We start from the raw sequence: 24809 nt of genomic DNA on the forward strand, positions 1-24809 counted from the left end.
GGCTTATGGCCAGTAAAAATATCAGTATTAAAGGAGCAAGAGCTCACAATTTAAAAAATATTGACATCGACATTCCTAAAAATAAACTTGTGGTCATGACGGGACTTTCTGGCTCAGGGAAATCATCCCTCGCCTTTGACACGATTTATGCTGAAGGGCAGCGCCGCTATGTAGAGTCACTAAGTGCCTACGCTCGTCAGTTTCTAGGGCAGATGGATAAGCCTGACGTAGATTCAATCGAAGGTTTATCGCCGGCGATATCGATCGATCAAAAAACGACGAGCCGTAACCCGCGTTCAACAGTGGGGACGGTTACAGAAATCTTTGACTATTTACGTCTGCTTTTCGCGAGAATCGGCCGGCCCACCTGTCCAAATCACGGCATTGAAATCGACTCGCAAACGGTACAGCAAATGGTCGACCAAATTATGGAGCATCCAGAACGAACGAAACTGCAAATTCTATCGCCCGTTGTGTCAGGACGGAAAGGTGAACATGTGAAGGTCTTTGAGCAATTGCAAAAAGAGGGATATGTTCGCTTAAGAGTGGATGGAGAAATGCGCGAAATCTCCGAGGAATTCAAGCTTGAGAAAAATAAAAAGCATTCAATTGAAGTCGTTGTTGACCGAATCGTTGTTAAGCAGGGAGTTGAGGGGCGTTTATCTGATTCCCTAGAAACGGCGCTTACCCTGGGATCAGGGAATGTCATTGTTGATGTAATCGATGGGGAAGAAATCAGCTTCAGTGAGCATCACGCTTGTCCAATATGCGGGTTCTCGATTAGTGAACTTGAACCGCGCATGTTTTCCTTTAACAGTCCTTACGGGGCATGTAATCGTTGTGACGGTCTTGGCACACAGCTTGAAGTCGACATTGATTTAGTGATTCCAGATTGGAATAAATCGTTAAAACAACATGCCATTGCTGCCTGGGAGCCAACAAGTTCACAATATTACCCACAGCTGCTTCAAAGTGTTGCAGATCATTATCAAATTGACTTAAACAAACCTGTGAAAGATTTGCCAAAAGAGCAGATGGAGCGAGTTTTATATGGCAGTGGCAATGAAAAAGTCTTTTTCCGTTATGAGAACGACTTCGGTAAAGTCAGAGAAAATGAGATTTTTTTCGAAGGGGTCATCCCGAATATTTCCAGAAGATACCGGGAAACGAGCTCTGATTTTATCCGCGAACAAATGGAAAAATACATGGCTCAAAAGTCATGCCCGAAGTGTAAGGGAAACCGCCTGAATCAAGAAGCTTTAGCTGTGTTAATTAACGGTGAACATATTGGCCGGACAACTGACTTTTCTGTGACAGAAGCGAAGCAGTTCTTTGAATCGTTAGAACTGACTGAGAAGGAAGAAACGATAGCCAGGATGATTTTAAAAGAAATTTGTGAGCGGTTAAGTTTTCTCGCTAACGTTGGACTCGATTATTTAACATTATCGAGATCTGCTGGAACACTGTCCGGCGGGGAAGCTCAGCGAATTCGGCTGGCCACTCAAATTGGTTCTGCTTTAACAGGGGTGTTGTATGTGCTTGATGAACCATCGATTGGTTTGCATCAGCGCGACAACGACCGGCTGATAAAGACACTTAAACGTATGAGAGATTTAGACAATACGTTGATTGTTGTGGAACATGATGAAGATACGATGCTTGCTGCTGATTATTTAATCGATATCGGACCAGGGGCAGGTGCCCACGGCGGTGAAATTGTTACACAGGGAACACCGAAGCAAGTGATGCGAAACGGGAAATCGTTAACGGGCCAATACTTGTCTGGGAAAAAGTTTATTCCGTTACCCGCTAAGCGCCGTAAGCCGGATGGCCGCTATCTTAAGATCAAACAAGCGGAAGAAAACAATCTAAAAAAAGTGAATGCTAAAATTCCTCTAGGCTTATTTACAGCCGTAACCGGTGTTTCCGGATCAGGGAAAAGTACGTTAATTAACGAAATCCTGTACAAGTCGCTTTCTATGAAACTGCATAATGGTAAACAAAAGCCAGGAAAGCATAAGGAAATTCAAGGAATCGATATGCTTGAGAAGGTAATAGATATTGATCAGTCACCGATTGGGCGGACACCGCGTTCAAACCCTGCCACGTACACAGGAGTTTTTGATGATATTCGTGATGTTTTTGCACAGACAAATGAGGCGAAAATTCGCGGTTATAAAAAAGGCCGTTTCAGTTTCAATGTGAAAGGCGGCCGATGTGAAGCATGCCGTGGGGATGGCATTATTAAAATTGAAATGCACTTCCTGCCTGATGTATATGTTCCGTGCGAAATATGTGACGGGAAGCGCTATAACCGTGAAACATTAGAAGTAAAATATAAAGGGAAGAGTATTGCTGACGTCCTTGGAATGACCATTGAAGAGGCACTCGACTTTTTTGCTAATATCCCTAAAATTAACCGGAAACTGCAGACAGTCGCCGATGTTGGACTTGAATACATTAAGCTTGGCCAGCCTGCGACGACATTATCGGGCGGGGAGGCACAGCGGGTGAAGCTGGCTAGTGAACTCCACCGTCGTTCTAACGGTAAATCCTTTTATATACTGGACGAACCGACGACAGGTTTACATGTCGATGATATCTCACGGTTACTAAATGTCCTGCAGCGTTTAGTTGAGAATGGTGATTCTGTATTAATTATCGAACACAATCTTGATGTGATTAAAGAAGCTGATCATATTATTGATCTTGGTCCAGAAGGCGGCGAAGGAGGCGGGCAAATCATTGCGACAGGTCCCCCCGAAAAAGTAGCTGAAGAACCCGAATCTTATACCGGGAAGTACTTGAAGCCAGTTCTGGCAAGGGATAAGAAACGAATGGAAGACAAGTTGAAGTCAAAAGAAAAAGTCTTAAAATAAGTAGATGCTTTGACGGTTCGATCGATATTAAGTATCGTTAAATAAGAGACGTTTTAACGGGAGGAATTTGGAATGAAAGCGATCGAACAGTCAGTTGTTCAAGAAAAAATTAATCAGCTTGCCAATCAAGCTGTCTACGTACATTTAGAAACAACAAATGGCGCCTATGCTAGCCATTTTGATGAGAAAGCCTACAATGTAGGTGCATTTATTCGTAATGCCCAGGTTACTTATCAGCATGGTAAAATTGTAAGTACAGGCGGTTCATATCGGGTAGGATTAAAGCTTGATCTGGGCTGGGTTTACGCAGAAGGAGTGACTGACTTTGAAATTGATGACCAAGGACGTCTGTTGCTTGCCGGTCATGATCGGGAAGGACGCTTAATGGTTGCCCTGGAAATTAGCGAAACCCCTTTTTCCCATGAGGCAGAGCTACATGAGTAATCAGCACGTTGTTGTTGTTTTTCCGCATCCGGACGATGAATCATTCGGTGCCTCTGGTACCATTTCTAAATTTCGAGCTGAAGGCATTCCAGTGACCTATTTATGTGGAACACTTGGTGAGATGGGAAGAAATATGGGCAACCCCGTTTTCGCTAATCGTGAAACACTGTCTTCTTTTCGCAAAAAAGAATTAACCGAAGCGGCCAAACAACTTGATATCAATGTCGAATTGCTTGGTTATCGTGATAAAACCTTAGAGTTTGAACCGAAGGAAGAGATGGCTGATTACTTACGGCAAAAGATTGACACATTGCAGGCAAGCTTAGTCATTACCCATTACCCCGGTTATGCCGTCCATCCAGACCACGATGCGCTAGGGGCCGCGGTTGTAGCCGCTGTTGAAAAGATCGATGAGGCTTCGCGTCCGGAAATATGGATGCATGCGATTTCCAATCAGCATGAAGATGATCTCGGTAAAGCTGATATTTCCTTTGATATCGCACCATATTGGGAACAGAAATTAGCAGCCATACAGGCACATTTATCACAAGCAGATGGTATGATGAATCTAATAGAAAGTCATGATAAGAAGAACGAACAAACGGAGCGTTTGAAAACAGAACGTTTCTATAAGTGGACGTTTTCTTAAAGCTTAGGCACCTTAGATAGACAGCATTGTCTTCAAGGTGCCTTTTTATAGTTTTTCTACCCCCTTAATGGGGAATGCTTACTAAAAAGGAGCGGGTGCCGAATGAATGAAGAACGTATGAGAATATTGACAATGATTGAAAAAGGAACGATTACAGCAGAAGAAGGGGCTAAACTTCTTAACGCTGTGGAGGAAAAGAACGCAAATAATAAGAGCAAATCAAGTAAAAAGAAATACGGATTTAAAGAATTTGTTGGAGAGGCCGTTGATAAAATTAAAAATGTCGACTTTGATTTATCTTTTGGGGAATCAGCAGAATTTGACCACCATTTTGAAACAGAAGTTGATTTTCATGACATTGATGCCTCCATTGCGAACGGATCACTTGCAATTGAACCATGGCAAGAGGCACATGCCCGTGCCGAGTATAAAGTGAAGGTTTACCAAGTGGAAGAAGCGGAAGAGGCGAAAGAAAAATTTCTTGCCGATCATCAATTTGAGGCGAAAAATAATTTGCTTCGAATTGCCAGCCCATCCAAGAAAGTAAAAGCCTTTGTAAAGCTTTATCTGCCCCAGAAGAATTACGAATTTATTAAGGTGAAGTTATCAAATGGTTCAATTACGTCTACTACGATTGATGCTGAACATTTCCACCTTAAAACAGCTAACGGCTCTATTCAGCTGAAAGGAGCTCAAGGTGAAGTCAGTAAACTTTCAACGGGGAATGGTTCGATCACAGTAAGCGACAGTAAGTTTGAAACGTGTGAAACCGAAACCGTTAATGGAAGCATGACATTAAATGGTCACTTTGGTAAAAATGATGCCTCCACTATTTCTGGGGCTATTAGTGTTGTTAATAGTGGCAGCCATGCTCATACAGGCTTTTTCAAAACGGTTAAGGGGAATATTGCCGTGACATTACCTCCTCATAAAAGGATTGACGGAAAGCTTAAGTCATCAGTTGGAAGTCTGAATTGTGAGCTAGATAATTATAAAATTTTGAATAACAAAAAAGAAGTTATGAATAAAGAGCTACAATTTGAAGCACATGAGGAGTATGAAGCTGCGTATCATTTAGAAGCAGAAACAAAAACGGGTTCTGTAACGATCAGGAATCCCCGCTTGTAAATACGGCTGCTGGAATTGAGGGAAAAAGATTGAAAAGCTGGCTATTACACATTCTAGTGAATGCGGTGGCAATCATTGTGGTTGGTGCGTTATTTGCCTCCGTGTCGATTGACGGGTTTGGAGGTGCTCTGCTTGCTGCCCTTATTTTGTCAATATTGAATGCAATTGTCCGCCCGATATTAGTGATTCTGACGCTGCCGATCACAGTAGTGACCCTTGGATTGTTTCTATTCATCGTCAACGCGATCACGTTAGCGATGACAGATGCTTTTCTTGGAAGTACATTTGAGATCACGAGTTTCGGTATGACGATTGTTGCTGCCATTGTCATTTCACTGATTAATCTGGTGCTGAACAGCTTTATAAAAGAATCATGATCACTCATGGATTCGGTTCGCTTTCCTGAGAGCGGACCGGATTCTTTTTTATCCTCGTTTTTAAAACGTGCTACAATAGGAAAGTGATTATACGATTTTTTCTTGAGGAGGCAGCCTATGAGCAAAGTGAGAACAGAGCAATTGCTTGAGCAGTTTAATATTGAGCTAGTCGCTGGGGAAGATGGCATTCACCGTGAAATACATATGAGTGATATTTCCCGCCCTGGAGTAGAGATGACGGGTTACTTTAAATTTTATCCGAAAGATCGCCTGCAGCTGTTAGGGAAGACCGAGCTGTCGTATTTTAATGAACTTACACATGAACAGCGTAAGGATCGAGCTGAGCGTTTATGTACAGATATAACACCTGGAATCGTTATTACGAGAGGGATGGATATTCCCGAAGAACTGCATGTGGCAGCAAAGGAAGCTGCGGTTCCTTTAATGCGGTCACCACATAAAACGACAAGGGTAATTAGCCGCTTGACTAATTTTCTTGAAACAAAATTTGCCCCGTTTACTGCCATCCACGGGGTGCTTGTAGATATTTATGGAATTGGCGTTCTCATTACAGGACAAAGTGGTGTCGGTAAAAGTGAGACAGCTTTAGAACTTGTGAAACGCGGGCATCGATTAGTAGCCGATGATAGTGTTGAAATCAGGCAGGAAGATTATGATACGTTAATTGGTAACAGTCCGCCGCTTATCGAGCATTTACTTGAGATTCGCGGACTTGGGATCATTAATGTGATGACATTATTCGGAGCAGGTGCTGTACGAAACTTTAAACGAATTACTCTTGTGATTAACCTTGAAATTTGGGATAAAAATAAGCAGTATGATCGATTAGGTCTTGAAGAAGAGACGATGAGAGTCATGGATGTTGAAATTCCTAAAGCGACGATTCCTGTTCGTCCTGGTCGTAACTTAGCTGTCATTATTGAGGTGGCAGCGATGAACTTCAGGTTGAAGCGGATGGGCGTTAACGCTGCTGAGGAGTTTTCTGAACGCTTAACTAAAGTCATTGATGAAGATCAAACGAATGAAGAGTAAGGGAGGAAGACCTTGTGGCTTGTACACCTGAAGCACTAGACCGTGTATTATTACAACTAGGACCATTATCCATTTATTGGTACGGTGTTATTATAGCAACTGGAGCGTTTCTTGGACTATGGCTAGCAACAAAAGAATCTGAGCGAATTGGTTTGAAAAAAGATTACATGGTAGATATCGTTGTTTATGCGATCCCTGTTGCGATTGTATGCGCGCGAATTTATTATGTACTATTTGAATGGGACCGCTACGTTGGCGGCCCATGGTGGGACGTTTTTGCCATTTGGGAAGGCGGTATTGCCATTCATGGTGCTTTAATTGGCGCCGTTTTAACTGCTTACATTTATACAAAACTAAAAGGCATATCATTCTGGATGATGACAGATATCGCGGCACCCAGTATTATTTTAGGTCAAGCGATTGGCCGTTGGGGTAACTTTATGAACCAGGAAGCCCATGGCGGACCCGTTTCCGAAAGCTTTTATAACAACTATATGCAATACTTGCCTGACTTTATTAATCAGCAAATGTGTATTGGCGGAACCGTCTATCATCCAACATTTCTATATGAATCACTATGGAACATTGGCGGTTTCATATTCTTATTGATCTTAAGACATAAATTTAACCCGCGACGCGGCGAAGTATTTCTAAGCTATGTGATTTGGTATTCTGTCGGCCGCTTCTTTATTGAAGGAATGCGTACAGACAGCTTGTATTTATTCGGTGAAATTCGCACAGCCCAATTGATCTCAGTTGTGCTTGTAATAGGAGCGGCTGCACTTATGATCTATCGCCGTAAGAAAGGGTTAGCGAATAAATATTATAACGGAAAAAAAGTAAAATAGAGGAGGGTGGAGCATGAAAGGCATCTTAGAGCGCGGGCTAAAAAAAGGCTTGCAGCTTACGTGGACATTAGGGAAAGTGATCTTCCCGGTTACCCTTATCGTAACGATTCTTCAGTTCACCCCCATTCTTCCGTGGGTGATAGGAAAACTTGAGCCGCTAATGGGGTGGTTAGGGCTCTCTGGTGAAGCGGCTGTTCCACTCGTCATCGGAAACTTTCTAAACTTGTATGCGGGAATTGCTGCGATTATTTCGTTTGATTTTACCGTTAAGGAAGTTTTTATTTTAGCGATTATGCTATCCTTTTCCCACAACCTCTTGATTGAATCGACCGTTGCCAAAAGGGTTGGTGTAAGTTGGTGGTTTGTTGCTGGAGTAAGACTCAGCCTTGCTTTTGTCTCTGCTTTTCTCATCAATACGTTTTGGAAAGGCGGACAAGAACAAGCCGTTTACGGTTTCGCTCCTGAGCAGCAAGCTGCACCTGAAGGCTGGACTGAAATAATTACACACGGTATTCAGACAGCTCTTATGGGTATTGTTCAATTGGCCCTCATCGTTATTCCGTTGATGATCTTTATGCAATATTTACGAGAAAGAGGCTGGCTTGATCGGTTTTCGGAGTGGGTGGCGCCTGCGACTCGCTTCCTGGGAATGGAGCGCAACACATCCATGACGCTTGTTGCCGGCCTAACGATCGGGCTGGCTTATGGCGCGGGACTCATGATTCAAGCAGTGGAAGAGGATGGCGTGTCTAGAAAAGATATGTATTTAGCCATTTTATTTTTAGTTTCATGTCATGCGGTTGTGGAGGATACGTTGATCTTCATTCCGCTTGGGATACCTGTCTGGCCGCTGCTTTTGATTCGTCTGTTAACAGCGATCGTGCTAACAGCTGCTGCTGGACTAGTATTGAATAGATTACAACGTGAGAGAAAGGAAACTTCTAATGAGCATACGTACGATACTTTTTGACTTAGATGGAACTCTAATTGATACGAACGAGTTAATTATCGCTTCGTTCACCCATACGATTGAGCGTTATGGCAAGCGTCGATTCAGCCGGGAAGAGATTATCAACTTTATCGGTCCTCCGTTAACAGATAGCATGAGGCTGATTGATGCTGATCGTGTGGATGAGTTGATCGAGGTTTATCGCTCACACAATCTTGCGAACCATGATGATTATGTAACCGTTTATGACGGGGTGCTCGAGACGGTTCAGTCGTTAAAGGAGCAAGGTTTTCGTCTAGGTGTAGTGACGACGAAAATGCGCCAAACTGTCAATATGGGGCTAGAACTTGCGGGGCTTGTGGGAATGTTTGAAACAGTTGTAACACTCGATGATGTAACAAATGCAAAACCGCATCCCGAACCGATTGCTAAAGCCCTTGCGGCGCTGGAATCCCAGGCTTCTGAAGCATTAATGGTTGGGGATAGTACGCATGATATTGAGGCAGGTAAAAATGCAGGGACAAAGACAGCTGGTGTAGCTTGGACGGTGAAAGGTTCCGCAGTATTGGATGAACTCAATCCAGATTATATGTTGACGAATATGAGGGACTTACTGGACATTACAGGAGGATAAAGGATGCGTAATACAGAGCGTTACCGAGTGAATGGAGGAAATTCCCTGTGGCACATATATAAGACGGTGCCGTTCTTAAAGGTGGTTAAAAACTTTATCATCATACAGGTCGCAAGGTATATGCCTTTTTTACAGATGAAGAACTGGCTATACCGTACGTTTCTCCGTGTGAAGGTTGGGGATGAAACGGCATTTGCTCTCATGGTCATGCTGGATATTATGTTTCCTGAGAGAATTTCAGTAGGTCGGAATTCAGTGATTGGTTATAATACAACGATTTTAGCACATGAATATTTAATAAAAGAATATCGCTTAGGTGATGTGAAAATTGGGGATGGAGTGATGATTGGTGCTAATACAACCATCCTTCCTGGGGTTCATATTGGCGACGGAGCGATTGTTTCAGCAGGCACCCTTGTCCATCAGGATGTGTCTGCTGGTTCATTTGTAGGCGGAAATCCAATGAAACTTATTTATACGAAAGAAGAAATGGAAGAACGGGCTAGGCACGATCAATTTTTTAAGGATGAGGTGTAGGGGCTGTGACGATCAACCAACGTATTTTGCCTGCTATTAAGCATATGAAAGAATTTGAACGGCTTCTTGGATCGACATCAGAGTACATCATTTTGCTTGATACTCGTCTTGGAATGCTCAAAAAGTTAGTTAATGCCGGCCAAAAGGCGGGAAAAAAAGTTCTTATCCATGTTGATTTAGTTCAAGGGTTAAAAACAGATGATTATGGAGTGGAATTTATTGGGCGGGAAATCAAGCCGGACGGAGTGATTTCGACAAGGTCGACTGTGATTCAACGTGCAAAGAAGTATGGGTTGATTACAGTGCAGCGTTTATTTCTTATTGATAGTCAAGCCATAGAACATAATGTCAAAATAATAAAAAAAACACAGCCCGATTATGTAGAAGTTTTGCCTGGAATATTACCGGGAATGATAAAAGAAGTAAAAGATCGATTAGGTGTTCCGGTTATAGCAGGCGGGTTGATACGTACAACAGAAGAAGTTGATGAGGCGATCCAATCAGGTGCTTCGGCTGTCACAACATCCCGTACTGAGCTTTGGGAGTTTTAACTTCTTAGTAAGTACATAATGATTCTAAAAGATGTAAATTCGCGGTTTTGCCAATCCCGGGGAAGGGCGGTTCCAATTGGGGCTACTCATGGACTCCTGTGGTCGGTCCTGCCCTAGGCGGTATTTACGGAGGGCTGTTTTATCAGGCCATATTTGAAGCGAGTCTAAATCTATGGTTTTGGCTCGTTACCATTCTCATTGCTGCTATCTTATTAACCTCATTTCGGGTGGAACTTAGAAAAGCTCAGCAGCATTTAAATAGAGTAGAGGGAGATTGATCAGGATGGAAAAATATATTTTATCCATTGACCAGGGAACGACGAGTTCACGTGCGATGTTATTTAATCATGGTGGGGAAATAGTGGAGACAGCACAACGGGAATTTGAACAATACTTCCCTAAGCCAGGCTGGGTTGAACACGATGCAAATGAAATTTGGACATCTGTGTTAGCTTGTATGGCTGATGTGCTTACCAAAGCAGATGTGGAAGCAGAACAAATCGCTGGGATAGGGATTACGAACCAGCGCGAAACGACAGTTGTCTGGGATCGCAATACAGGCAAACCGATCCATAAAGCCATCGTCTGGCAATCCCGTCAAACACAGCAAATCTGTAACGAGCTGCGGGAGCAGGGGTTGAATGATACGTTCCGTGATAAAACAGGGTTGTTGCTGGATCCTTATTTTTCTGGAACGAAAGTGAAGTGGATTCTTGACCATGTGGACGGTGCCCGGGAAAAGGCAGAAAATGATGAGTTAATGTTCGGTACCATCGATACATGGCTCGTTTATAAGCTATCGGGTAAGAAAGAACATGTGACCGATTATTCTAATGCGTCAAGAACACTAATGTACAATATTTATGATCTGGAGTGGGATGAGGAGCTTCTTGATATTTTAGGTGTTCCAAAAAGCATGCTTCCAGAGGTAAAACCTTCCTCAGAGGTGTATGGACACACCGTGGATTATCATTTCTTCGGCAGCAGCATTCCAATTGCCGGTATGGCAGGTGATCAGCAAGCTGCACTTTTCGGGCAGGCTTGTTTTGAAAAGGGTATGGCTAAAAACACCTATGGTACAGGCGGATTTATGTTGATGAATACAGCGGAGGAAGCAGTGCGTTCTGATCAAGGGTTGCTGACAACGCTTGCCTGGGGAGTTGATGGTAAAGTGGAATACGCTCTCGAGGGAAGTATTTTCGTGTCAGGGTCTGCGATTCAATGGCTTCGTGACGGATTAAATTTGATAGAGTCCTCTAAGCAAAGTGAAAGCATTGCAGGAGAGGTGGATTCGACGGAAGGAGTATATGTTGTTCCAGCCTTTGTCGGACTTGGCACTCCATACTGGGACAGCGAAGCTCGTGGGGCCGTGTTCGGGTTAACAAGAGGCACGAAAAAGTCTCACTTTGTCCGTGCCACTCTTGAATCATTGGCCTATCAAGCGAAGGATGTGGTGGATGCCATGGTCGAGGACTCCGGGATTGAATTGAAGAAACTTCGTGTTGACGGCGGTGCAGTCAAAAATGATCTGCTTATGCAGTTTCAAAGTGACTTGCTGAATGTACCTGTCGAACGTCCGAAAATAAACGAAACGACGGCACTTGGAGCAGCCTATTTGGCCGGTCTTGCTGTAGATTTCTGGAAAGATCGTAAGGAAATCTCCAAGCAATGGTATGTGGAGAAGGATTTTGATCCGCAAATGAACGAAGAGAAAAGTGCCGAACTTTATGAAGGCTGGCAAAAAGCAGTAGAGGCTGCACGCGTTTTTAAATTGTAAAAAGACTAATTCTTTACCGTTTTACAAAAGTCTGTTAATATAAAAAGTAAGTTAATACAATGAGGTCGGAGATATGGAGAGACCACGACACTTTATAACGGTACAGTTATGGAGATGCTCGTGGTCTCTTTTTTTTGAATCATATCCTTGGAGCAGGCATATACACACATACTTTTATCGTTTTTAGGGAATAACCGTAGCAGACGACCTCATTCGAATCGAAATGGCTGAAGGAGAGATAATATGAAACCATTTTCTAGTTATTATCGACAAGAACAATTTGAAAAGCTTAATAAAGAACAGTGGGATATTCTCGTGATCGGCGGAGGGATAACTGGGTCAGGCATCGCTTTAGATGCTGCCAGCCGCGGAATGAAAACAGCTGTCGTAGAAATGCAGGATTTTGCAGCGGGAACATCAAGCCGCTCAACAAAACTTGTACACGGCGGATTACGTTATTTAAAACAATTTGAAGTGAAGATGGTAGCCGAAGTAGGGAAAGAACGTGAGATTGTTTATGAGAATGGTCCCCACGTTACGACACCAGAGTGGATGATGCTGCCATTTCATGAAGGTGGAAATTTTGGCCCGTTCACAACGAATATAGGTCTTAGGGTGTACGACTACTTAGCAGGTGTGAAGAAAAGTGAACGAAGAACGATGCTTAGTCCTGAAGAGACGCTTGAACATGAACCTTTGGTGAAACGCGATGGCCTCAAAGGGGCAGGCTTTTACGTTGAATATAAAACGGACGATGCCCGTTTGACCCTTGAGGTGATGAAAAAAGCTGTTGATTACGGAGCTGTTTCTGCCAATTATGCAAAGGTCATTGATTTTCTATATAACGAGCAAGGTACTATAGAAGGCGCAATTGTTGAAGATACGATCAGCGGCGAGACCTACCAAATACAGGCTAAAAAAGTTGTGAATGCAGGTGGTCCCTGGGTTGATGAATTACGCGAAATGGATGGGTCCAAAAAAGGAAAAACTCTTCAATTGACGAAAGGGGCTCACCTCGTATTCGATCAAGATGCGTTTCCTCTGAAGCAGGCAGTTTATTTTGATACACCTGACAGCCGGATGATTTTCGCGATCCCTAGAGACGGGAAAACATATGTGGGGACAACGGATACGGAATACGACGGCGACATTTCCCATCCGAAGTTGACGACTGTCGATCGTGATTATATTTTGGATGCGATTCACTTAATGTTTCCTTCTGTTGATGTAAACGCTGATGACGTTGAATCTAGCTGGGTAGGGGTAAGGCCACTCATTCATGAAGAGGGAAAAGATCCATCAGAGATTTCCCGTAAAGATGAAATTTTTACTTCTGATTCAGGATTAATTTCGATGGCTGGCGGTAAACTCACTGGTTATCGTAAAATGTCCCAATCTGCTGTCAATTTGGTTCGGGATCAGTTAGCTGAGGAGTATGGCATTCGCTATTCTGATTCAGAAACGATCCATATGCCGATATCAGGCGGTGAAGTAAATGGTTCAAAAGGGTTTAAGAAATTTAAAGCAGAACGTGTTCAGATTGGAGAGTCAATGGGTTTGTCAGCTGAACAAGCGAATAAGCTTGTAAACTTATATGGAGCGAATGTCGATACTGTTTTCCAAGTATATAAGGACAAAAAACAAGTGGCGGAAAAAGCTCAAATCGATCCGGTTGTTTTCGCTCAGCTCGTTGTAGCACTTGAATATGAATTTGCATACAAGCCCGTTGATTTCTTTGTCCGCCGAACCGGTGCTTTATTCTTTAATATTGCTTGGGTTAGAGAGCATCAAGATTCAGTCGTTGACTTCATGGCGACTGAATTGGACTGGACGACACCACAGAAGCAAGGCTATAAAGATGAATTAAATCAATTGTTGAATGAAGCTGTTAAGCCTGTAGAAATAGGATAAAGATATAGTAGAGGATGTTCAAAAAGTCACCCAATGATAAGCGGCGAATCTCTTCGTTGGCTTGCTTTTGAAGAGCGTGTGCCCCTTCGTCTACAGGCCTATTCAAAGAAGTAAATTCCTCGGGGCAAGGCAGCGAAGAAGGATATTCTCTGAAGTGGCCTCGCTACTCACGTATCATGAGGCAGCAGTGGAACTTCTACTAAAACCGTGCATGTCCTGTGCACAACGTAGAAGTCAGCACGTCCTGTGCAAGTCCGTTCCTTGGAAAAGAGGAACACTTTTCCTTCGTGCGATGCCAATTCGGGGAAGATTTTCTTGGTGCTCAAAGCTACGCCGCCTCGACCTTCTTACTGCTCATTTGGCAATTTTTCGAACAAACATAGCAGGACGATCTCTCTGCCTATTGAGGGATCGTCTTTTGTATTGTATAATTTTACTAATTATACTTGCGTCTATATGAGGGAGGATCTGACATGACTGATGTACAAACTTTAATTCGCAAAGATGGAAGAAGACAGCTTGTAACGGGGAGCTTGTTCCTTGTCGTAATGCTTGTCTTTGTTATTCCCATCTTTTTAACGAGGGGTGTTAACTTTTTAATCGGCGCCTTCTACGGCATCTTTTTTTGTGCCATAGGGATCGCTCTTGTTAGAAGCGGTTGGAAGGACTCCGTCAAAGCGAAGCAATTATTACAGTTTGTTAATGATTTCTCTGTACAAACTTTTAAGAAAGTTCCGCAGAGAATGTATATCGGTCATAGAGCTTCATCGATTTTTCATGCCAAGTTATATGACATGGATGGAGAAGTTTACAGTGAAATTCGGCAACAGAAGCTACGCGGGAGTCGGGTTATTGGTGCGATTTCTTCCTTTTATGCAGGAGGGTGGATGGCACCAGCCACTTACCAAATGGTCGGAGCAGATGGTGATCCCTCTTATAAGATTGACAAAAAAGGTGGCACATATTGGCGAGGCTATGTTCAACATCCCAATGGGAATTATGTCGCTTATACTGATTTGAAGCGTAATAAAAAAACAGGAAAAAGCACCTTTTATTACATTGAAAAGAATCACTATCATTGGAAGGCTGAGGGAGATTCATATATCGGCCATTTCGAGGTAACAGATGGAGAAGGACGACTGTGGGCTGTGGCGAAACGGGGAGCCATTCCTATTGAAGCCGCAGACCGTTTTGATCAAATGCCAGGCTATTTAATTGAATGGAAGGTTAGGGATGATCTGCCTCATTCCTTGGTAGCTTTTCTATTTTTATTACAGACCAGTATGAACGCTTAAAATCGCTGCGTATAGATGCCCGCAATGCTGAAGAAATACTAGATGGATTCCTGTTCTAAAAGAAAGCAGCTCATCTAAACTGATGTGGATTTCCGCATCAGTTTCTTTTTATAAAAAAAGGGAAGATTATAAAGACTCACCAATTGACGACTCCGCTTTATTTTGTTAGCATATTAGCATACTAAAGGATTTCTTGAATGAAAGGTTGGAACACCAATGGCGAAACGATTGATGTTTGAAAAACCACTAGGAATGCGCGACACGCTTCCTTTTTTTTATAACCAAAAAACGAAGGCTAGAGAAAAGTTAACGTCGACCATTCTTTCCTATGGCTATTCGATGATGGATACACCGTTGCTCGAATATCATGAAACAGTTGGAAAAATGAGTGCGACGCTAGAACAGCAGTTATTTAAATTATTAGATCAACAGGGGCACACGCTCGTGTTGCGTCCGGATATGACCGCGCCGATTGCTCGTGTTGCCGCCTCCCAGTTAAAGAATGCAGAGTTCCCTATAAGGCTTGCCTACGGTGGACCGGTCTTTCGTGCTCAGCAAACGGAGGGGGGCAAGCCTGCTCAATTTGAACAAGTCGGTACAGAGTTAATCGGTGATCATTCTTCTTATGGGGATGCTGAGGTGATTGCCCTTTTAGTAGAATCGCTGAAGCAGTCTGGTTTAGATGATTTTGTCATTACCATTGGTCATATTGGATTCGTGAAAGCCTTTTTCAATGATTTGCTTGGTGATGACGATGAAACAACTGACCTTCTATTACAGCATTTATATAGAAAAAATTATGTAGGTTTCCGGGAAGATGTCAAGATGAGTCAGCTTCCAAGTGATACGAAAAGCGCATTGCTCTCCCTTTTACAGCTTCGGGGTGGAGAGGAAGTTTTCACGGCGAGTAAAGCGTTGGCGCGAAATCAATCTTGTATGCAGGCAGTGAATGAATTAAAGCAGCTTTATAAAATTTTAAACCAGTATGGGGTAGACAAGTATGTACATGTTGACCTCAATTTAATTAGTCACATGAACTACTATACAGGGATTTTATTTGAGGGATATGCCCCAAACCTAGGTGCCTTGCTGTGTAATGGCGGTCGTTATGACACATTGCTGCCATCGTTCCAGTTGAATGCCTCTGCTACGGGTTTTGCTATTCATTTAGAACGTTTAATTGAAGCACTGGAGGTCCAAGAAGAGGAAGACGTTCGAATAGGTGTTATTGTTGATGATGATACACATGCTGAAGGTATAAAAAGAGCCGCGGAATTACGTGGCGAGGGATACTTTGTGTTATTGCAGCACATCGATCAAATTCCTGATTTAATCAAATTCAAGGAACAGCTTAAAGATAGTGTTGACTTAACTGTAAAAGGAGGCGGACTTGATGAGTAAGCCTTTAACGATCGCCATGCCAAAGGGCAGGATATATGAAGAAGCTGCAGAGCTGATGAAACGAGCGGGCTATTATTTAGCGGCAGACGCTGAAGAATCAAGAAAGTTGATTTTGGAGTTTCCTGAGCAAAATATTCAAATTATGATGGCAAAACCAATGGATGTGGTAACATATGTGGAATATGGGGCAGCGGACATCGGTATTGCCGGCAAGGATGTTCTCTTAGAGCAGGACCGTGATGTATATGAAGTATTGGATTTGCAAATTAGTCCCTGCTATGTAGCCGTTGCAGGATTGCCTGACAAACCACTTGGGCGAATTGCCCCAAAAATTGCGACCAAATATCCGAAAATCGCCTCTGATTATTTTAGAGAGCAAGGCGAACAAATTGAGATCATTCCCTTGAATGGTTCAATAGAACTTGCACCGCTGATCGGTTTAGCCGATCGGATTGTCGATATTGTTTCTTCAGGGCGAACGTTGCGAGAGAACGGACTAATGGAGTACCAGAAAATAGCCGACATTACCTCAAGGTTAATTGTTAATCCAGTCAGCTATCGACTCAAGAGTAATGATATAGATGAAATGGTTCGCAAGTTAAGTGGAGTTGTGGAGGTGGAAAGTTCATGAAAATCATGAAGAGGTCACAACTCTCTTCTTTGAGACGAAGTGTAGATCAGGGTACAGAAAAACAGAGGCGCTCCGTCCAAAGCATTATTCAGGAAGTGAAGGATAATGGCGATCAGGCCGTCAAAGCTTACACGGAACAATTTGATGGTGTTGATATTGAAAACTGGCGTGTCACCCAAGATGAGTTTGATGAAGCCTACATGTCTATTGATGGGGTTTTGTAGAAATTCTAGAAGAAGCCGCAGCGAACATTAGAAGTTTTCATGAAAAGCAGCGGACAACTTCATGGTTTGATACAAGTGAAGATGGTACAATTCTTGGGCAAAAAGTGACTCCGATTGCTGCTGCGGGTGTTTACGTACCAGGTGGAACAGCGGCTTATCCTTCATCTGTTTTTATGAACGTCATTCCAGCACAAGTGGCAGGCGTCAAACGGATTGTCATCGTTACACCTCCAGGTAAGGACGGCAAGGTTCCTGCTGGGGTTCTCGTAGCTGCTAAGCTTCTAGGAGTAGATCAAGTTTATAAAGCGGGGGGCGCTCAAGCGATTGCATCCTTAGCTTATGGAACAGAAACACTTGACGCCGTTGACAAAATAACAGGACCGGGGAATGTTTTTGTTGCTTTAGCGAAACGGGAAGTGTTCGGGGATGTCGATATTGATATGATCGCTGGGCCAAGTGAAATTGCTGTTTTAGCAGATCATACTGCAAAAGTTGAAGAGATCGCATCGGATTTACTGTCACAGGCCGAACACGATGCCAGGTCTTCCAGTGTTCTTGTCACTACAGATGAGACATTAGCAGAAGGAGTTCGGACCGCTGTATATGAACAGCTTCGATCCCTGCCTAGGTATAATATTGCCAAAGCTAGTATTGATGAGTATGGAGCCATTATAGTGTGTGATACAAAGCAGGAAGCACTTGACACTATAAACGAAATTGCTGCCGAACACTTAGAAATTGTGACAGAGGATCCGTTTCAAGATATGGCACAGGTTAACCACGCAGGTGCGATTTTTCTAGGGCCTTATAGCAGTGAGCCGGTTGGCGATTATTTTGCTGGACCGAATCATGTACTTCCGACAAATGGGACAGCACGCTTTTCAAGTCCGCTTACGGTTGATGATTTTGTGAAAAAATCGAGCATTATTTCTTACAGTGAACAAGCTTTACAAAAGAATGCTGACAAAATTGCTCAATTCGCCAGGTTAGAAGGATTAGAGGCACATGCAAGGGCGATAGAGTCACGCAAGGAGCGATGGAAATGACCAAAAATCGAAAATCTGTTATTACTCGAACCACCCGGGAAACAGATATAAACTTAGAGTTTGTTATTGATGGAGAAGGGAAAGCAGATCTCGACGTGCAAGTTCCTTTTATGGCCCATATGCTTGAGCTTTTTACGAAGCACGGGTTGTTTGATTTAATGGTAACAGGCAAAGGTGACGTCGAAGTGGATGATCACCACTTAACTGAAGACATCGGCATTTGCCTTGGACAAGCATTGCGACAAGCTCTTGGGGACAAAAGCGGTATCAAACGTTATGGATCCATGACCCTTCCGATGGATGAAACCCTTGTCACGGTTGCCGTCGATTTAAGTGACCGTCCCCATTTGGAATGGAAAGCTGACTTGCCAAAAGATCGTGTAGGAACGTTTGATACGGAGAATGTACATGAGTTCTTTTGGAAACTCGCCGTTGAAGCTCGAATGAATTTACATATCGTTCTTCACCACGGTCACAATACGCATCACATTATTGAAGCGATGTTTAAAGCATTGGCGAGGGCTCTAGATGAAGCAACGCAAATTGATCCTCGTATTAAAGGGGTGCCAAGTACGAAAGGAAGTTTGTAAATGATTGGAGTCATTGATTATGGGATGGGGAATTTATTTAGTGTCTCAAAGGCCCTTGAACGCCTTGATGTCCCTTATAAAATAGGAGATCGGCCGAGCCAGCTTGAAGATTGTGCGGGCTATATTTTGCCAGGGGTAGGCGCTTTTCCAGACGCCATGCAGGCTTTACATGAACATAAATTCATTGGTTTTATTAAGCGGAAAGTGGATGAAGGTGTACCTCTATACGGGATTTGTCTTGGGATGCAACTCTTATTTGAGGAAAGTGAAGAAGGCGGCAAAACGAAGGGGCTCGGATTATTTCCTGGGAAAATCAAAAGGTTCACAGGAAAGAATGATGCAGGAGTCTCTTATAAAGTTCCACATATGGGCTGGAATCAGCTTGAGATTCAACAACCGGACCAACCCCTCTTGTCCCAAGTGGAACAGGAGTATGTGTATTTCGTCCATTCCTATGTCGTTCATACGAATGAGCAGCGGCTTCTGTATGCAACAGCCGATTATCAAATGGATGTCCCGGCTATCGTGGGGAAAAACAATGTTGTGGCGAGCCAATTTCATCCAGAAAAAAGTGGTCGTGCCGGCATGCAGTTATTAGAGAATTTTTGCAAACGAATGGTACAACAGTGAGGAGCGTGTGTAATGAGTTTTACGATTTATCCTGCTATTGATATGCGTGATGGGAAATGTGTTCGTCTTGAACAAGGTGATTTTAATAAACAAACAGTGTATGGCGACAACCCTTTTGAAGTGGCCCAAAAGTTTGCAGAAGCGGGAGCCTCCTGGATCCATATGGTTGATTTGGATGGAGCAAAGGAAGGATCGAAGCAAAATGCTGAACATGTAGTAAAGGTCGCACGTGATCTTAATTGCAAGGTTCAAATTGGTGGTGGAATCCGTTCTGAGGAGGATGTTACTTATTATTTGGACCGTGGTGTGGACCGGGTGATTATCGGTTCGTTGGCGATCCGTGACCTTCCGTTAACGAAGCAGCTTTTGAAAAAATTCAAAGAAAAAATCGTGATCGGCTTAGATGCACGAGATGGCTATGTAGCCACTGAAGGCTGGCTTGAACGCTCGGAAGTGAAGGCTGTTGATTTAGGAAAAGAACTCGCCGAAGCTGGCGCGGAAACGTTTATTTATACTGATATTGCAAAAGATGGGATGCTGCAAGGCCCAAATACGGAAGAAATTGTCCGTTTAGCCTCTGAAACGTCTGTCAACGTGATTGCTTCTGGAGGAATCCAGGGACTTGAAGACTTGCGTGAACTAAAAAAGTATCAACAGCAAAACGTCATCGGTTCGATTGTGGGCAAAGCCTTGTATACTGATCGATTCAAGCTTTCTGATGCACTAAGTGAGGAGGAGCGCTAATGTTATCGAAACGGATCATCCCTTGCTTAGATGTAAAGGAAGGCCGAGTGGTAAAAGGGATTCAGTTCGTTGATATTCGTGATGCCGGCGACCCGGTTGAACTGGCAAAGGTGTACGATGAACAGGGAGCTGATGAGCTTGTATTTTTAGATATCTCTGCAAGTCACGAGGGTAAAAAAACGATGATTGATGTTGTTCGAGAGGTCGCCTCCGAGCTTGCTATCCCCTTTACGGTTGGCGGCGGGATTCGCACACTTGAAGATATGAAAGAAACGTTGAGAAATGGTGCAGATAAAGTTTCTTTAAATTCTGCGGCTGTTAATCGTCCAGAAGTGATTCGAGAAGGTGCAGATTACTTTGGAAGTCAATGTATCGTTGTTGCGATTGATGCACGTTATGACGAATCAGTGAATACATGGCGTGTGTATACGCATGGCGGGCGGACGCCGACAGAATGGACGGTCACCGACTGGGCGCAAGAAGCTGTCCGTCTTGGCGCAGGTGAAATTTTGTTAACATCAATGAATCAGGATGGTGAGAAATCAGGATTTGACTTGCCATTACTGAGAGCCGTTCAGGAAGTGGTGGGAGTCCCCGTCATTGCTTCAGGTGGGGCCGGCGCGGCCGAGCACTTTTATGAAGTATTTGAAGAAGTAGATGCAGATGCAGCATTAGCGGCTTCTATCTTTCATTATAAAGAAACATCGATCCGAAATGTGAAGGAATATTTAGCAGGGAAGGGAGTCGTTGTACGATGAATCTTGATGCCATTCAGTTTGATGAAAAAGGATTAGTGCCTGCCATTGTTCAGGATGCACGGTCAAAATCTGTTTTGACGCTTGCCTATATGAATCGGGAATCAATCAACCTAACGTTAGAAAAAGGAGAAACCATCTTTTATAGTCGCTCACGAAAGGAGCTTTGGCACAAAGGAGAAACCTCCGGAAATACGCAAAAGGTTGTAAACATTCATTTTGACTGTGATCAAGATGCCCTGTTAGTCCAAGTGATTCCATCAGGACCTGCTTGTCATAAAGGCGAGTATAGCTGCTTTAATGAATCGTTGCTCGATCAGGGTGATAAGGGGATTGATCAGCAGCCTTATGCGATACTGGACCAGTTAAGAAATGTGCTGTCAGAGCGAAAGACAACTTTACCTGAGAATTCCTACACATCACAGCTTTTTCAGGAAGGTGTGGACCGGATTGCCAAAAAGATTGGGGAAGAAGCAGGAGAGGTAATCATTGCAGCGAAAAACGATGATCCAGAAGAACTTTCAATGGAATCAGCTGATTTATTATTCCACCTGTTGATGCTGTTGACGGATCGAGGAGTAAGCCTGGATCAAGTCTTAGCTGTGTTAGAAAAGCGTCATCAATCATAGATACAGGCAGGTTGGTCATCCCTAACTAATTTTGTAGTTAGGGATATTTTTGTCCTGAGTAGAGGAAAACTTATTCTGCCCAACTGCTTCGTAATTCTTTCCAAAATTGATAGGATTCTCCCCGAAATTCTACAATTCTATCGAAACTCTTAAGTATTCTATCCAAATCTCAAAGAATTCTCACCAAACTCCAAATGATTCTTCCCATCAAATAATTCTGCAGAAATTTCTCCATTAATCTACGAAAAAACAAAAAATTCTTCTATTTCATCAAGCCTTTCTATGTTATACTGCTTAATTAGTGAGAATGGACGCTGAAATAGGGGGACAGTCATGACGACATCAACGAATCCTACTGCAAGGAATGAAAAGACAAATGTGATCCCTTTTTTACCAACAGGGAATTTTTACTTTTCTCATGGGATCCATGCCTTTAAAAAGCGGCGGTTTAATGCTGCCGTTAAATGGTTAAGAAAAGCCATTGAGATGAGTCCGGATGAACCACTTTACTCCTGTCAACTCTCAGTCGTCTATACTGAAATTGGCTCTTATCATGCTGCAAATCAGCTGTTAAGTGAAGTGATTATTAATTTCGGGGACCAATATACGGATTGCTATTATCTTATGGCCAACAACTATGCACATCTTGGCCTATTGAATGATGCAAAAAAATATGCTGAAAAATATTTGGAACGAACGGATGACGGAGACTTTGAAGAAGCTGCTGAACAACTTCTTGGTATGCTTAATTCCTTAGAAGAGGAAGATGATGAAGATGAGTTTGCCTTCGATGATGAAGATGAACTTCTTATATACCAGGAAACGGCTTTTTATCATTTAGAGCATGAGGAATGGGACCAAGCTTTGCCTGTTTTGCAGGAAATGATGGAGCTGTTTCCGGAATTCAACCTTGCTAAGCACAAGTATGCTTATGCCTTGTTTTATAGCGGGGAAGAAGATGAAGCCATTGAATTGGAAAAAGCGTGGCTAAAGAAAGACGAAAAAAATATTCACAGTCTTGTGAATCTAGCCTGCTTTTATCTTGCCAATCAACAGGATGAGCAAGCGAAACTGTTAATTGATCCATTAAGAAATGTATTTCCAATGCATGAACAACAAAAGCTGGCTATAGCTGAAACGTTGGCACGTGCCGGGCAATATAATGAAGCAGTGGAGCGTTTCCGTGCCTTAAAGAATAAACAAGTAGTCGGTAGAAGAAACTACTATAAATGGTTTAGTATTTCGTGTTATCACACAGGAAATCCTGCCCGCGCGCTTCAACTTTGGGAAAAGGGCTGTAAGCAGTTCCCGAAGCTAAGTGAAGAGGGCGGGCCTTGGATTCGCTCTTAAGCACATTAATGGACGGTTTTGAATAGATTTACTATGATGTTTACAGGATAAGCTAGAGTGAAACAAGGAGTTGATGATTCAATGACGGAAGAACGAATTTATGATGTCATTATTGCAGGCGCCGGACCAGCCGGGATGACTGCAGCCGTATATACATCAAGGGCGAACCTTGATACTTTGATGATTGAACGTGGTATTCCAGGCGGTCAAATGGCGAATACGGAAGATGTTGAAAACTATCCTGGTTTTGATCATATTCTGGGGCCGGATCTCTCAAATAAAATGTTTGATCATGCCAAAAAGTTCGGAGCAGAGTATGCTTATGGCGATATTAAAGAAGTAATTGAAGGAAAAGAATATAAAACGGTTATTGCCGGTAATAAACAGTATAAAACACGGTCATTAATCATCACGACAGGTGCTCAATACAAAGCGCTAGGCGTGGATGGTGAAAAAGAGTTAGGTGGACGTGGTGTATCCTATTGTGCAGTTTGTGATGGGGCATTTTTCCGTGATAAAGAACTTGTCGTCGTAGGCGGCGGAGATTCAGCCGTTGAAGAAGGGGTTTATCTTACACGCTTCGCCAGCAAAGTAACGATTGTTCACCGTCGTGATGAACTCCGTGCCCAGAAGATTCTTCAAGACCGTGCTTTTGACAATGATAAGATTGATTTCATTTGGGACACGGTCGTGAAAACGATCAATGATAAAGACGGAAAAGTGGGCAGTGTTACACTTTATAATAATAAAACAAACGAAGAGTATGAATTTGAAACAGATGGCGCCTTTATTTATATCGGTATGATTCCGCTCAGTAAACCGTTTGTAAGCCTTGGAGTTACAAACGAACAAGGCTATATTGAAACAGATGAAAAAATGGAAACTAAAGTACCAGGTGTTTTTGCAGCAGGAGATATTCGTGAAAAAGAGTTACGCCAAATCGTAACAGCGACAGGTGATGGCAGTATTGCTGCCCAGTCTGCTCAGCATTATATTGAGAACTTGTTAGAGGAGCTAAAAGCAGTTAAATAAAAAGTAACTCCATCTTAACTCTCCTGTAACACGCATGAAACATTGATGGGGTACAATATAAGTGATTAATTGACCCCCTTTTAATAGATAAATCTCTATTAAGACACAGGTGTTTATCACCTGTGTCTTTTTTTTGTGTGCTTTTTGATGAGCTGAATTCAACATACCAAGCAAGCACGTGTTTTTTCAAAGAGGCATAACATTGTAGCGATAGACGTATTCATTGTATAATAGACAAAGAATGCCCTCTAGAGAAAAATGAGGTGACAAGACGTGCAACGTGTTGCAAATTGTATATTACGAATAGATAACCAAGTTTTAATGTTAAAGAAGCCGAGGCGTGGATGGTATGTCGCTCCTGGCGGTAAAATGGAAGCAGGAGAGAATATCAAAGACTCCGTCGTACGTGAATTTAAAGAAGAAACTGGATTGCAAATTAAAGATCCCAAGCTAAAAGGGTCATTCACCTTTATCATGAGGGAACAGGATAAAACGGTTCAAGAATGGATGATGTTTACCTTCCATACTACGGATTATCAAGGAGAGCTTTTAGAAGTGAGTGAAGAGGGTCAGCTTGAATGGGTAGCTGTAGAAGAGGTGCTTAATAAGCCAATGGCAGAAGGGGATCGTTATATTTTCAAACACATTTTATCAAGTGAAGAACAAGTGTATGGAACATTTGTGTATACGACAGATTTTAAACTGATAGATCAAGACCTTGATCCGTCTCGACCTATGTAGTAAG

Annotated in this window: 25 protein-coding genes and 1 pseudogene; all 26 read left to right on the top strand. The window is 42.9% G+C overall.

Annotation, left to right across the window (positions count from 1 at the left end; genetic code table 11):
- Positions 1-5: 5 nt before the first annotated feature.
- The 26 genes and pseudogenes from uvrA (at position 6) to MUO15_RS19510 (ending at position 24805) form a co-directional block, all read left to right on the top strand.
- On the top strand, positions 6-2879 hold the full coding sequence (gene uvrA / locus MUO15_RS19385) for an excinuclease ABC subunit UvrA (protein WP_245031925.1): 2874 nt from the start codon (positions 6-8) through the stop codon (positions 2877-2879).
- Positions 2880-2951: 72 nt separating this feature from the next.
- Positions 2952-3323, top strand: a complete 372-nt coding sequence (locus MUO15_RS19390; protein ID WP_245031927.1) for a YojF family protein — start codon at positions 2952-2954, stop codon at positions 3321-3323.
- Positions 3316-3972, top strand: a complete 657-nt coding sequence (bshB2, locus tag MUO15_RS19395) for a bacillithiol biosynthesis deacetylase BshB2 (RefSeq protein WP_245031929.1) — start codon at positions 3316-3318, stop codon at positions 3970-3972. Before MUO15_RS19390 ends, bshB2 begins: the two co-directional genes overlap by 8 nt.
- Before the next feature lie 102 nt (positions 3973-4074).
- Entirely contained in the window at positions 4075-5100 is a 1026-nt protein-coding gene (locus MUO15_RS19400) for a DUF4097 family beta strand repeat-containing protein (protein WP_245031931.1), read from the top strand.
- A gap of 29 nt (positions 5101-5129) precedes the next feature.
- Entirely contained in the window at positions 5130-5477 is a 348-nt protein-coding gene (locus MUO15_RS19405; protein WP_245031933.1) for a phage holin family protein, read from the top strand.
- Positions 5478-5594: 117 nt separating this feature from the next.
- A complete protein-coding gene (hprK, locus tag MUO15_RS19410; RefSeq protein ID WP_245031935.1) occupies positions 5595-6530 on the top strand; it encodes an HPr(Ser) kinase/phosphatase in 936 nt (311 codons plus the stop codon).
- 14 nt (positions 6531-6544) lie between these two features.
- Positions 6545-7378, top strand: a complete 834-nt coding sequence (lgt, locus tag MUO15_RS19415; protein WP_245031937.1) for a prolipoprotein diacylglyceryl transferase — start codon at positions 6545-6547, stop codon at positions 7376-7378.
- A 13-nt stretch (positions 7379-7391) separates the two neighbouring features.
- Positions 7392-8348, top strand: coding sequence for a nucleoside recognition domain-containing protein (locus tag MUO15_RS19420; RefSeq protein WP_245031939.1), 957 nt, complete (start codon positions 7392-7394; stop codon positions 8346-8348).
- Entirely contained in the window at positions 8323-8961 is a 639-nt protein-coding gene (ppaX, locus tag MUO15_RS19425) for a pyrophosphatase PpaX (RefSeq protein WP_245031941.1), read from the top strand. The genes MUO15_RS19420 and ppaX overlap by 26 nt, the downstream gene beginning before the upstream one ends.
- A gap of 3 nt (positions 8962-8964) precedes the next feature.
- A complete protein-coding gene (locus MUO15_RS19430; protein WP_245031943.1) occupies positions 8965-9498 on the top strand; it encodes an acyltransferase in 534 nt (177 codons plus the stop codon).
- 5 nt (positions 9499-9503) lie between these two features.
- Complete coding sequence (locus tag MUO15_RS19435) at positions 9504-10049, top strand: glycerol-3-phosphate responsive antiterminator (RefSeq protein WP_256464150.1); 546 nt, start codon at positions 9504-9506, stop codon at positions 10047-10049.
- A gap of 47 nt (positions 10050-10096) precedes the next feature.
- Positions 10097-10327 (top strand): hypothetical protein, encoded by a 231-nt coding sequence (locus MUO15_RS21825; protein ID WP_305853256.1) that lies wholly within the window; start codon positions 10097-10099, stop codon positions 10325-10327.
- A 5-nt stretch (positions 10328-10332) separates the two neighbouring features.
- Positions 10333-11826: a glycerol kinase GlpK gene (glpK, locus tag MUO15_RS19445; protein ID WP_245031945.1), complete on the top strand. Its 1494-nt coding sequence runs from the start codon at positions 10333-10335 to the stop codon at positions 11824-11826.
- Between the two features lie 243 nt (positions 11827-12069).
- Positions 12070-13737, top strand: coding sequence for a glycerol-3-phosphate dehydrogenase/oxidase (locus MUO15_RS19450; protein ID WP_245031947.1), 1668 nt, complete (start codon positions 12070-12072; stop codon positions 13735-13737).
- Positions 13738-14210: 473 nt separating this feature from the next.
- Positions 14211-15032 (top strand): hypothetical protein, encoded by an 822-nt coding sequence (locus MUO15_RS19455; RefSeq protein WP_245031949.1) that lies wholly within the window; start codon positions 14211-14213, stop codon positions 15030-15032.
- A 216-nt stretch (positions 15033-15248) separates the two neighbouring features.
- Positions 15249-16433 carry an ATP phosphoribosyltransferase regulatory subunit gene (locus tag MUO15_RS19460; RefSeq protein WP_245031951.1) on the top strand — a complete coding sequence of 395 codons (1185 nt, stop codon included), beginning with the start codon at positions 15249-15251 and terminating at the stop codon, positions 16431-16433.
- Positions 16426-17064, top strand: coding sequence for an ATP phosphoribosyltransferase (gene hisG, locus MUO15_RS19465; RefSeq protein ID WP_245031953.1), 639 nt, complete (start codon positions 16426-16428; stop codon positions 17062-17064). Before MUO15_RS19460 ends, hisG begins: the two co-directional genes overlap by 8 nt.
- Positions 17061-18334 (top strand): annotated as a pseudogene (gene hisD / locus MUO15_RS19470) (histidinol dehydrogenase). The gene hisG and the pseudogene hisD overlap by 4 nt, the downstream one beginning before the upstream one ends.
- Positions 18331-18924 carry an imidazoleglycerol-phosphate dehydratase HisB gene (hisB, locus tag MUO15_RS19475; RefSeq protein ID WP_245031955.1) on the top strand — a complete coding sequence of 198 codons (594 nt, stop codon included), beginning with the start codon at positions 18331-18333 and terminating at the stop codon, positions 18922-18924. Before hisD ends, hisB begins: the two are co-directional and overlap by 4 nt.
- On the top strand, positions 18925-19554 hold the full coding sequence (gene hisH / locus MUO15_RS19480) for an imidazole glycerol phosphate synthase subunit HisH (protein WP_245031957.1): 630 nt from the start codon (positions 18925-18927) through the stop codon (positions 19552-19554).
- A 12-nt stretch (positions 19555-19566) separates the two neighbouring features.
- On the top strand, positions 19567-20298 hold the full coding sequence (gene hisA, locus MUO15_RS19485) for a 1-(5-phosphoribosyl)-5-[(5-phosphoribosylamino)methylideneamino]imidazole-4-carboxamide isomerase (RefSeq protein WP_245031959.1): 732 nt from the start codon (positions 19567-19569) through the stop codon (positions 20296-20298).
- Entirely contained in the window at positions 20298-21056 is a 759-nt protein-coding gene (gene hisF, locus MUO15_RS19490; RefSeq protein WP_245031961.1) for an imidazole glycerol phosphate synthase subunit HisF, read from the top strand. The genes hisA and hisF overlap by 1 nt, the downstream gene beginning before the upstream one ends.
- Positions 21053-21682, top strand: a complete 630-nt coding sequence (hisIE, locus tag MUO15_RS19495; protein ID WP_245031963.1) for a bifunctional phosphoribosyl-AMP cyclohydrolase/phosphoribosyl-ATP diphosphatase HisIE — start codon at positions 21053-21055, stop codon at positions 21680-21682. The genes hisF and hisIE overlap by 4 nt, the downstream gene beginning before the upstream one ends.
- 333 nt (positions 21683-22015) lie before the next feature.
- The gene (locus tag MUO15_RS19500; RefSeq protein WP_245031965.1) at positions 22016-23032 is read left to right on the top strand and encodes a tetratricopeptide repeat protein; all 1017 of its coding nucleotides are present in this window, start codon (positions 22016-22018) and stop codon (positions 23030-23032) included.
- A gap of 81 nt (positions 23033-23113) precedes the next feature.
- Positions 23114-24064, top strand: a complete 951-nt coding sequence (trxB, locus tag MUO15_RS19505; RefSeq protein WP_245036105.1) for a thioredoxin-disulfide reductase — start codon at positions 23114-23116, stop codon at positions 24062-24064.
- Positions 24065-24337: 273 nt separating this feature from the next.
- On the top strand, positions 24338-24805 hold the full coding sequence (locus tag MUO15_RS19510; RefSeq protein WP_245031968.1) for an 8-oxo-dGTP diphosphatase: 468 nt from the start codon (positions 24338-24340) through the stop codon (positions 24803-24805).
- The last annotated feature ends 4 nt before the right edge of the window (positions 24806-24809 follow it).

The sequence above is a fragment of the Halobacillus amylolyticus genome (assembly GCF_022921115.1).
In the GTDB taxonomy this organism is placed as follows: domain Bacteria; phylum Bacillota; class Bacilli; order Bacillales; family Halobacillaceae; genus Halobacillus_A; species Halobacillus_A amylolyticus.

Excerpts from the sequence above, each read along its gene's own strand:
- uvrA (WP_245031925.1), top strand. The coding sequence starts at position 6 with ATGGCCAGTAAAAATATCAGTATTAAAGGAGCAAGAGCTCACAATTTA.
- MUO15_RS19390 (WP_245031927.1), top strand. The coding sequence starts at position 2,952 with ATGAAAGCGATCGAACAGTCAGTTGTTCAAGAAAAAATTAATCAGCTT.
- bshB2 (WP_245031929.1), top strand. The coding sequence starts at position 3,316 with ATGAGTAATCAGCACGTTGTTGTTGTTTTTCCGCATCCGGACGATGAA.
- MUO15_RS19400 (WP_245031931.1), top strand. The coding sequence starts at position 4,075 with ATGAATGAAGAACGTATGAGAATATTGACAATGATTGAAAAAGGAACG.
- hprK (WP_245031935.1), top strand. The coding sequence starts at position 5,595 with ATGAGCAAAGTGAGAACAGAGCAATTGCTTGAGCAGTTTAATATTGAG.
- MUO15_RS19420 (WP_245031939.1), top strand. The coding sequence starts at position 7,392 with ATGAAAGGCATCTTAGAGCGCGGGCTAAAAAAAGGCTTGCAGCTTACG.
- ppaX (WP_245031941.1), top strand. The coding sequence starts at position 8,323 with ATGAGCATACGTACGATACTTTTTGACTTAGATGGAACTCTAATTGAT.
- MUO15_RS19430 (WP_245031943.1), top strand. The coding sequence starts at position 8,965 with ATGCGTAATACAGAGCGTTACCGAGTGAATGGAGGAAATTCCCTGTGG.
- glpK (WP_245031945.1), top strand. The coding sequence starts at position 10,333 with ATGGAAAAATATATTTTATCCATTGACCAGGGAACGACGAGTTCACGT.
- MUO15_RS19450 (WP_245031947.1), top strand. The coding sequence starts at position 12,070 with ATGAAACCATTTTCTAGTTATTATCGACAAGAACAATTTGAAAAGCTT.
- MUO15_RS19455 (WP_245031949.1), top strand. The coding sequence starts at position 14,211 with ATGACTGATGTACAAACTTTAATTCGCAAAGATGGAAGAAGACAGCTT.
- MUO15_RS19460 (WP_245031951.1), top strand. The coding sequence starts at position 15,249 with ATGGCGAAACGATTGATGTTTGAAAAACCACTAGGAATGCGCGACACG.
- hisG (WP_245031953.1), top strand. The coding sequence starts at position 16,426 with ATGAGTAAGCCTTTAACGATCGCCATGCCAAAGGGCAGGATATATGAA.
- hisB (WP_245031955.1), top strand. The coding sequence starts at position 18,331 with ATGACCAAAAATCGAAAATCTGTTATTACTCGAACCACCCGGGAAACA.
- hisH (WP_245031957.1), top strand. The coding sequence starts at position 18,925 with ATGATTGGAGTCATTGATTATGGGATGGGGAATTTATTTAGTGTCTCA.
- hisA (WP_245031959.1), top strand. The coding sequence starts at position 19,567 with ATGAGTTTTACGATTTATCCTGCTATTGATATGCGTGATGGGAAATGT.
- hisF (WP_245031961.1), top strand. The coding sequence starts at position 20,298 with ATGTTATCGAAACGGATCATCCCTTGCTTAGATGTAAAGGAAGGCCGA.
- hisIE (WP_245031963.1), top strand. The coding sequence starts at position 21,053 with ATGAATCTTGATGCCATTCAGTTTGATGAAAAAGGATTAGTGCCTGCC.
- MUO15_RS19500 (WP_245031965.1), top strand. The coding sequence starts at position 22,016 with ATGACGACATCAACGAATCCTACTGCAAGGAATGAAAAGACAAATGTG.
- trxB (WP_245036105.1), top strand. The coding sequence starts at position 23,114 with ATGACGGAAGAACGAATTTATGATGTCATTATTGCAGGCGCCGGACCA.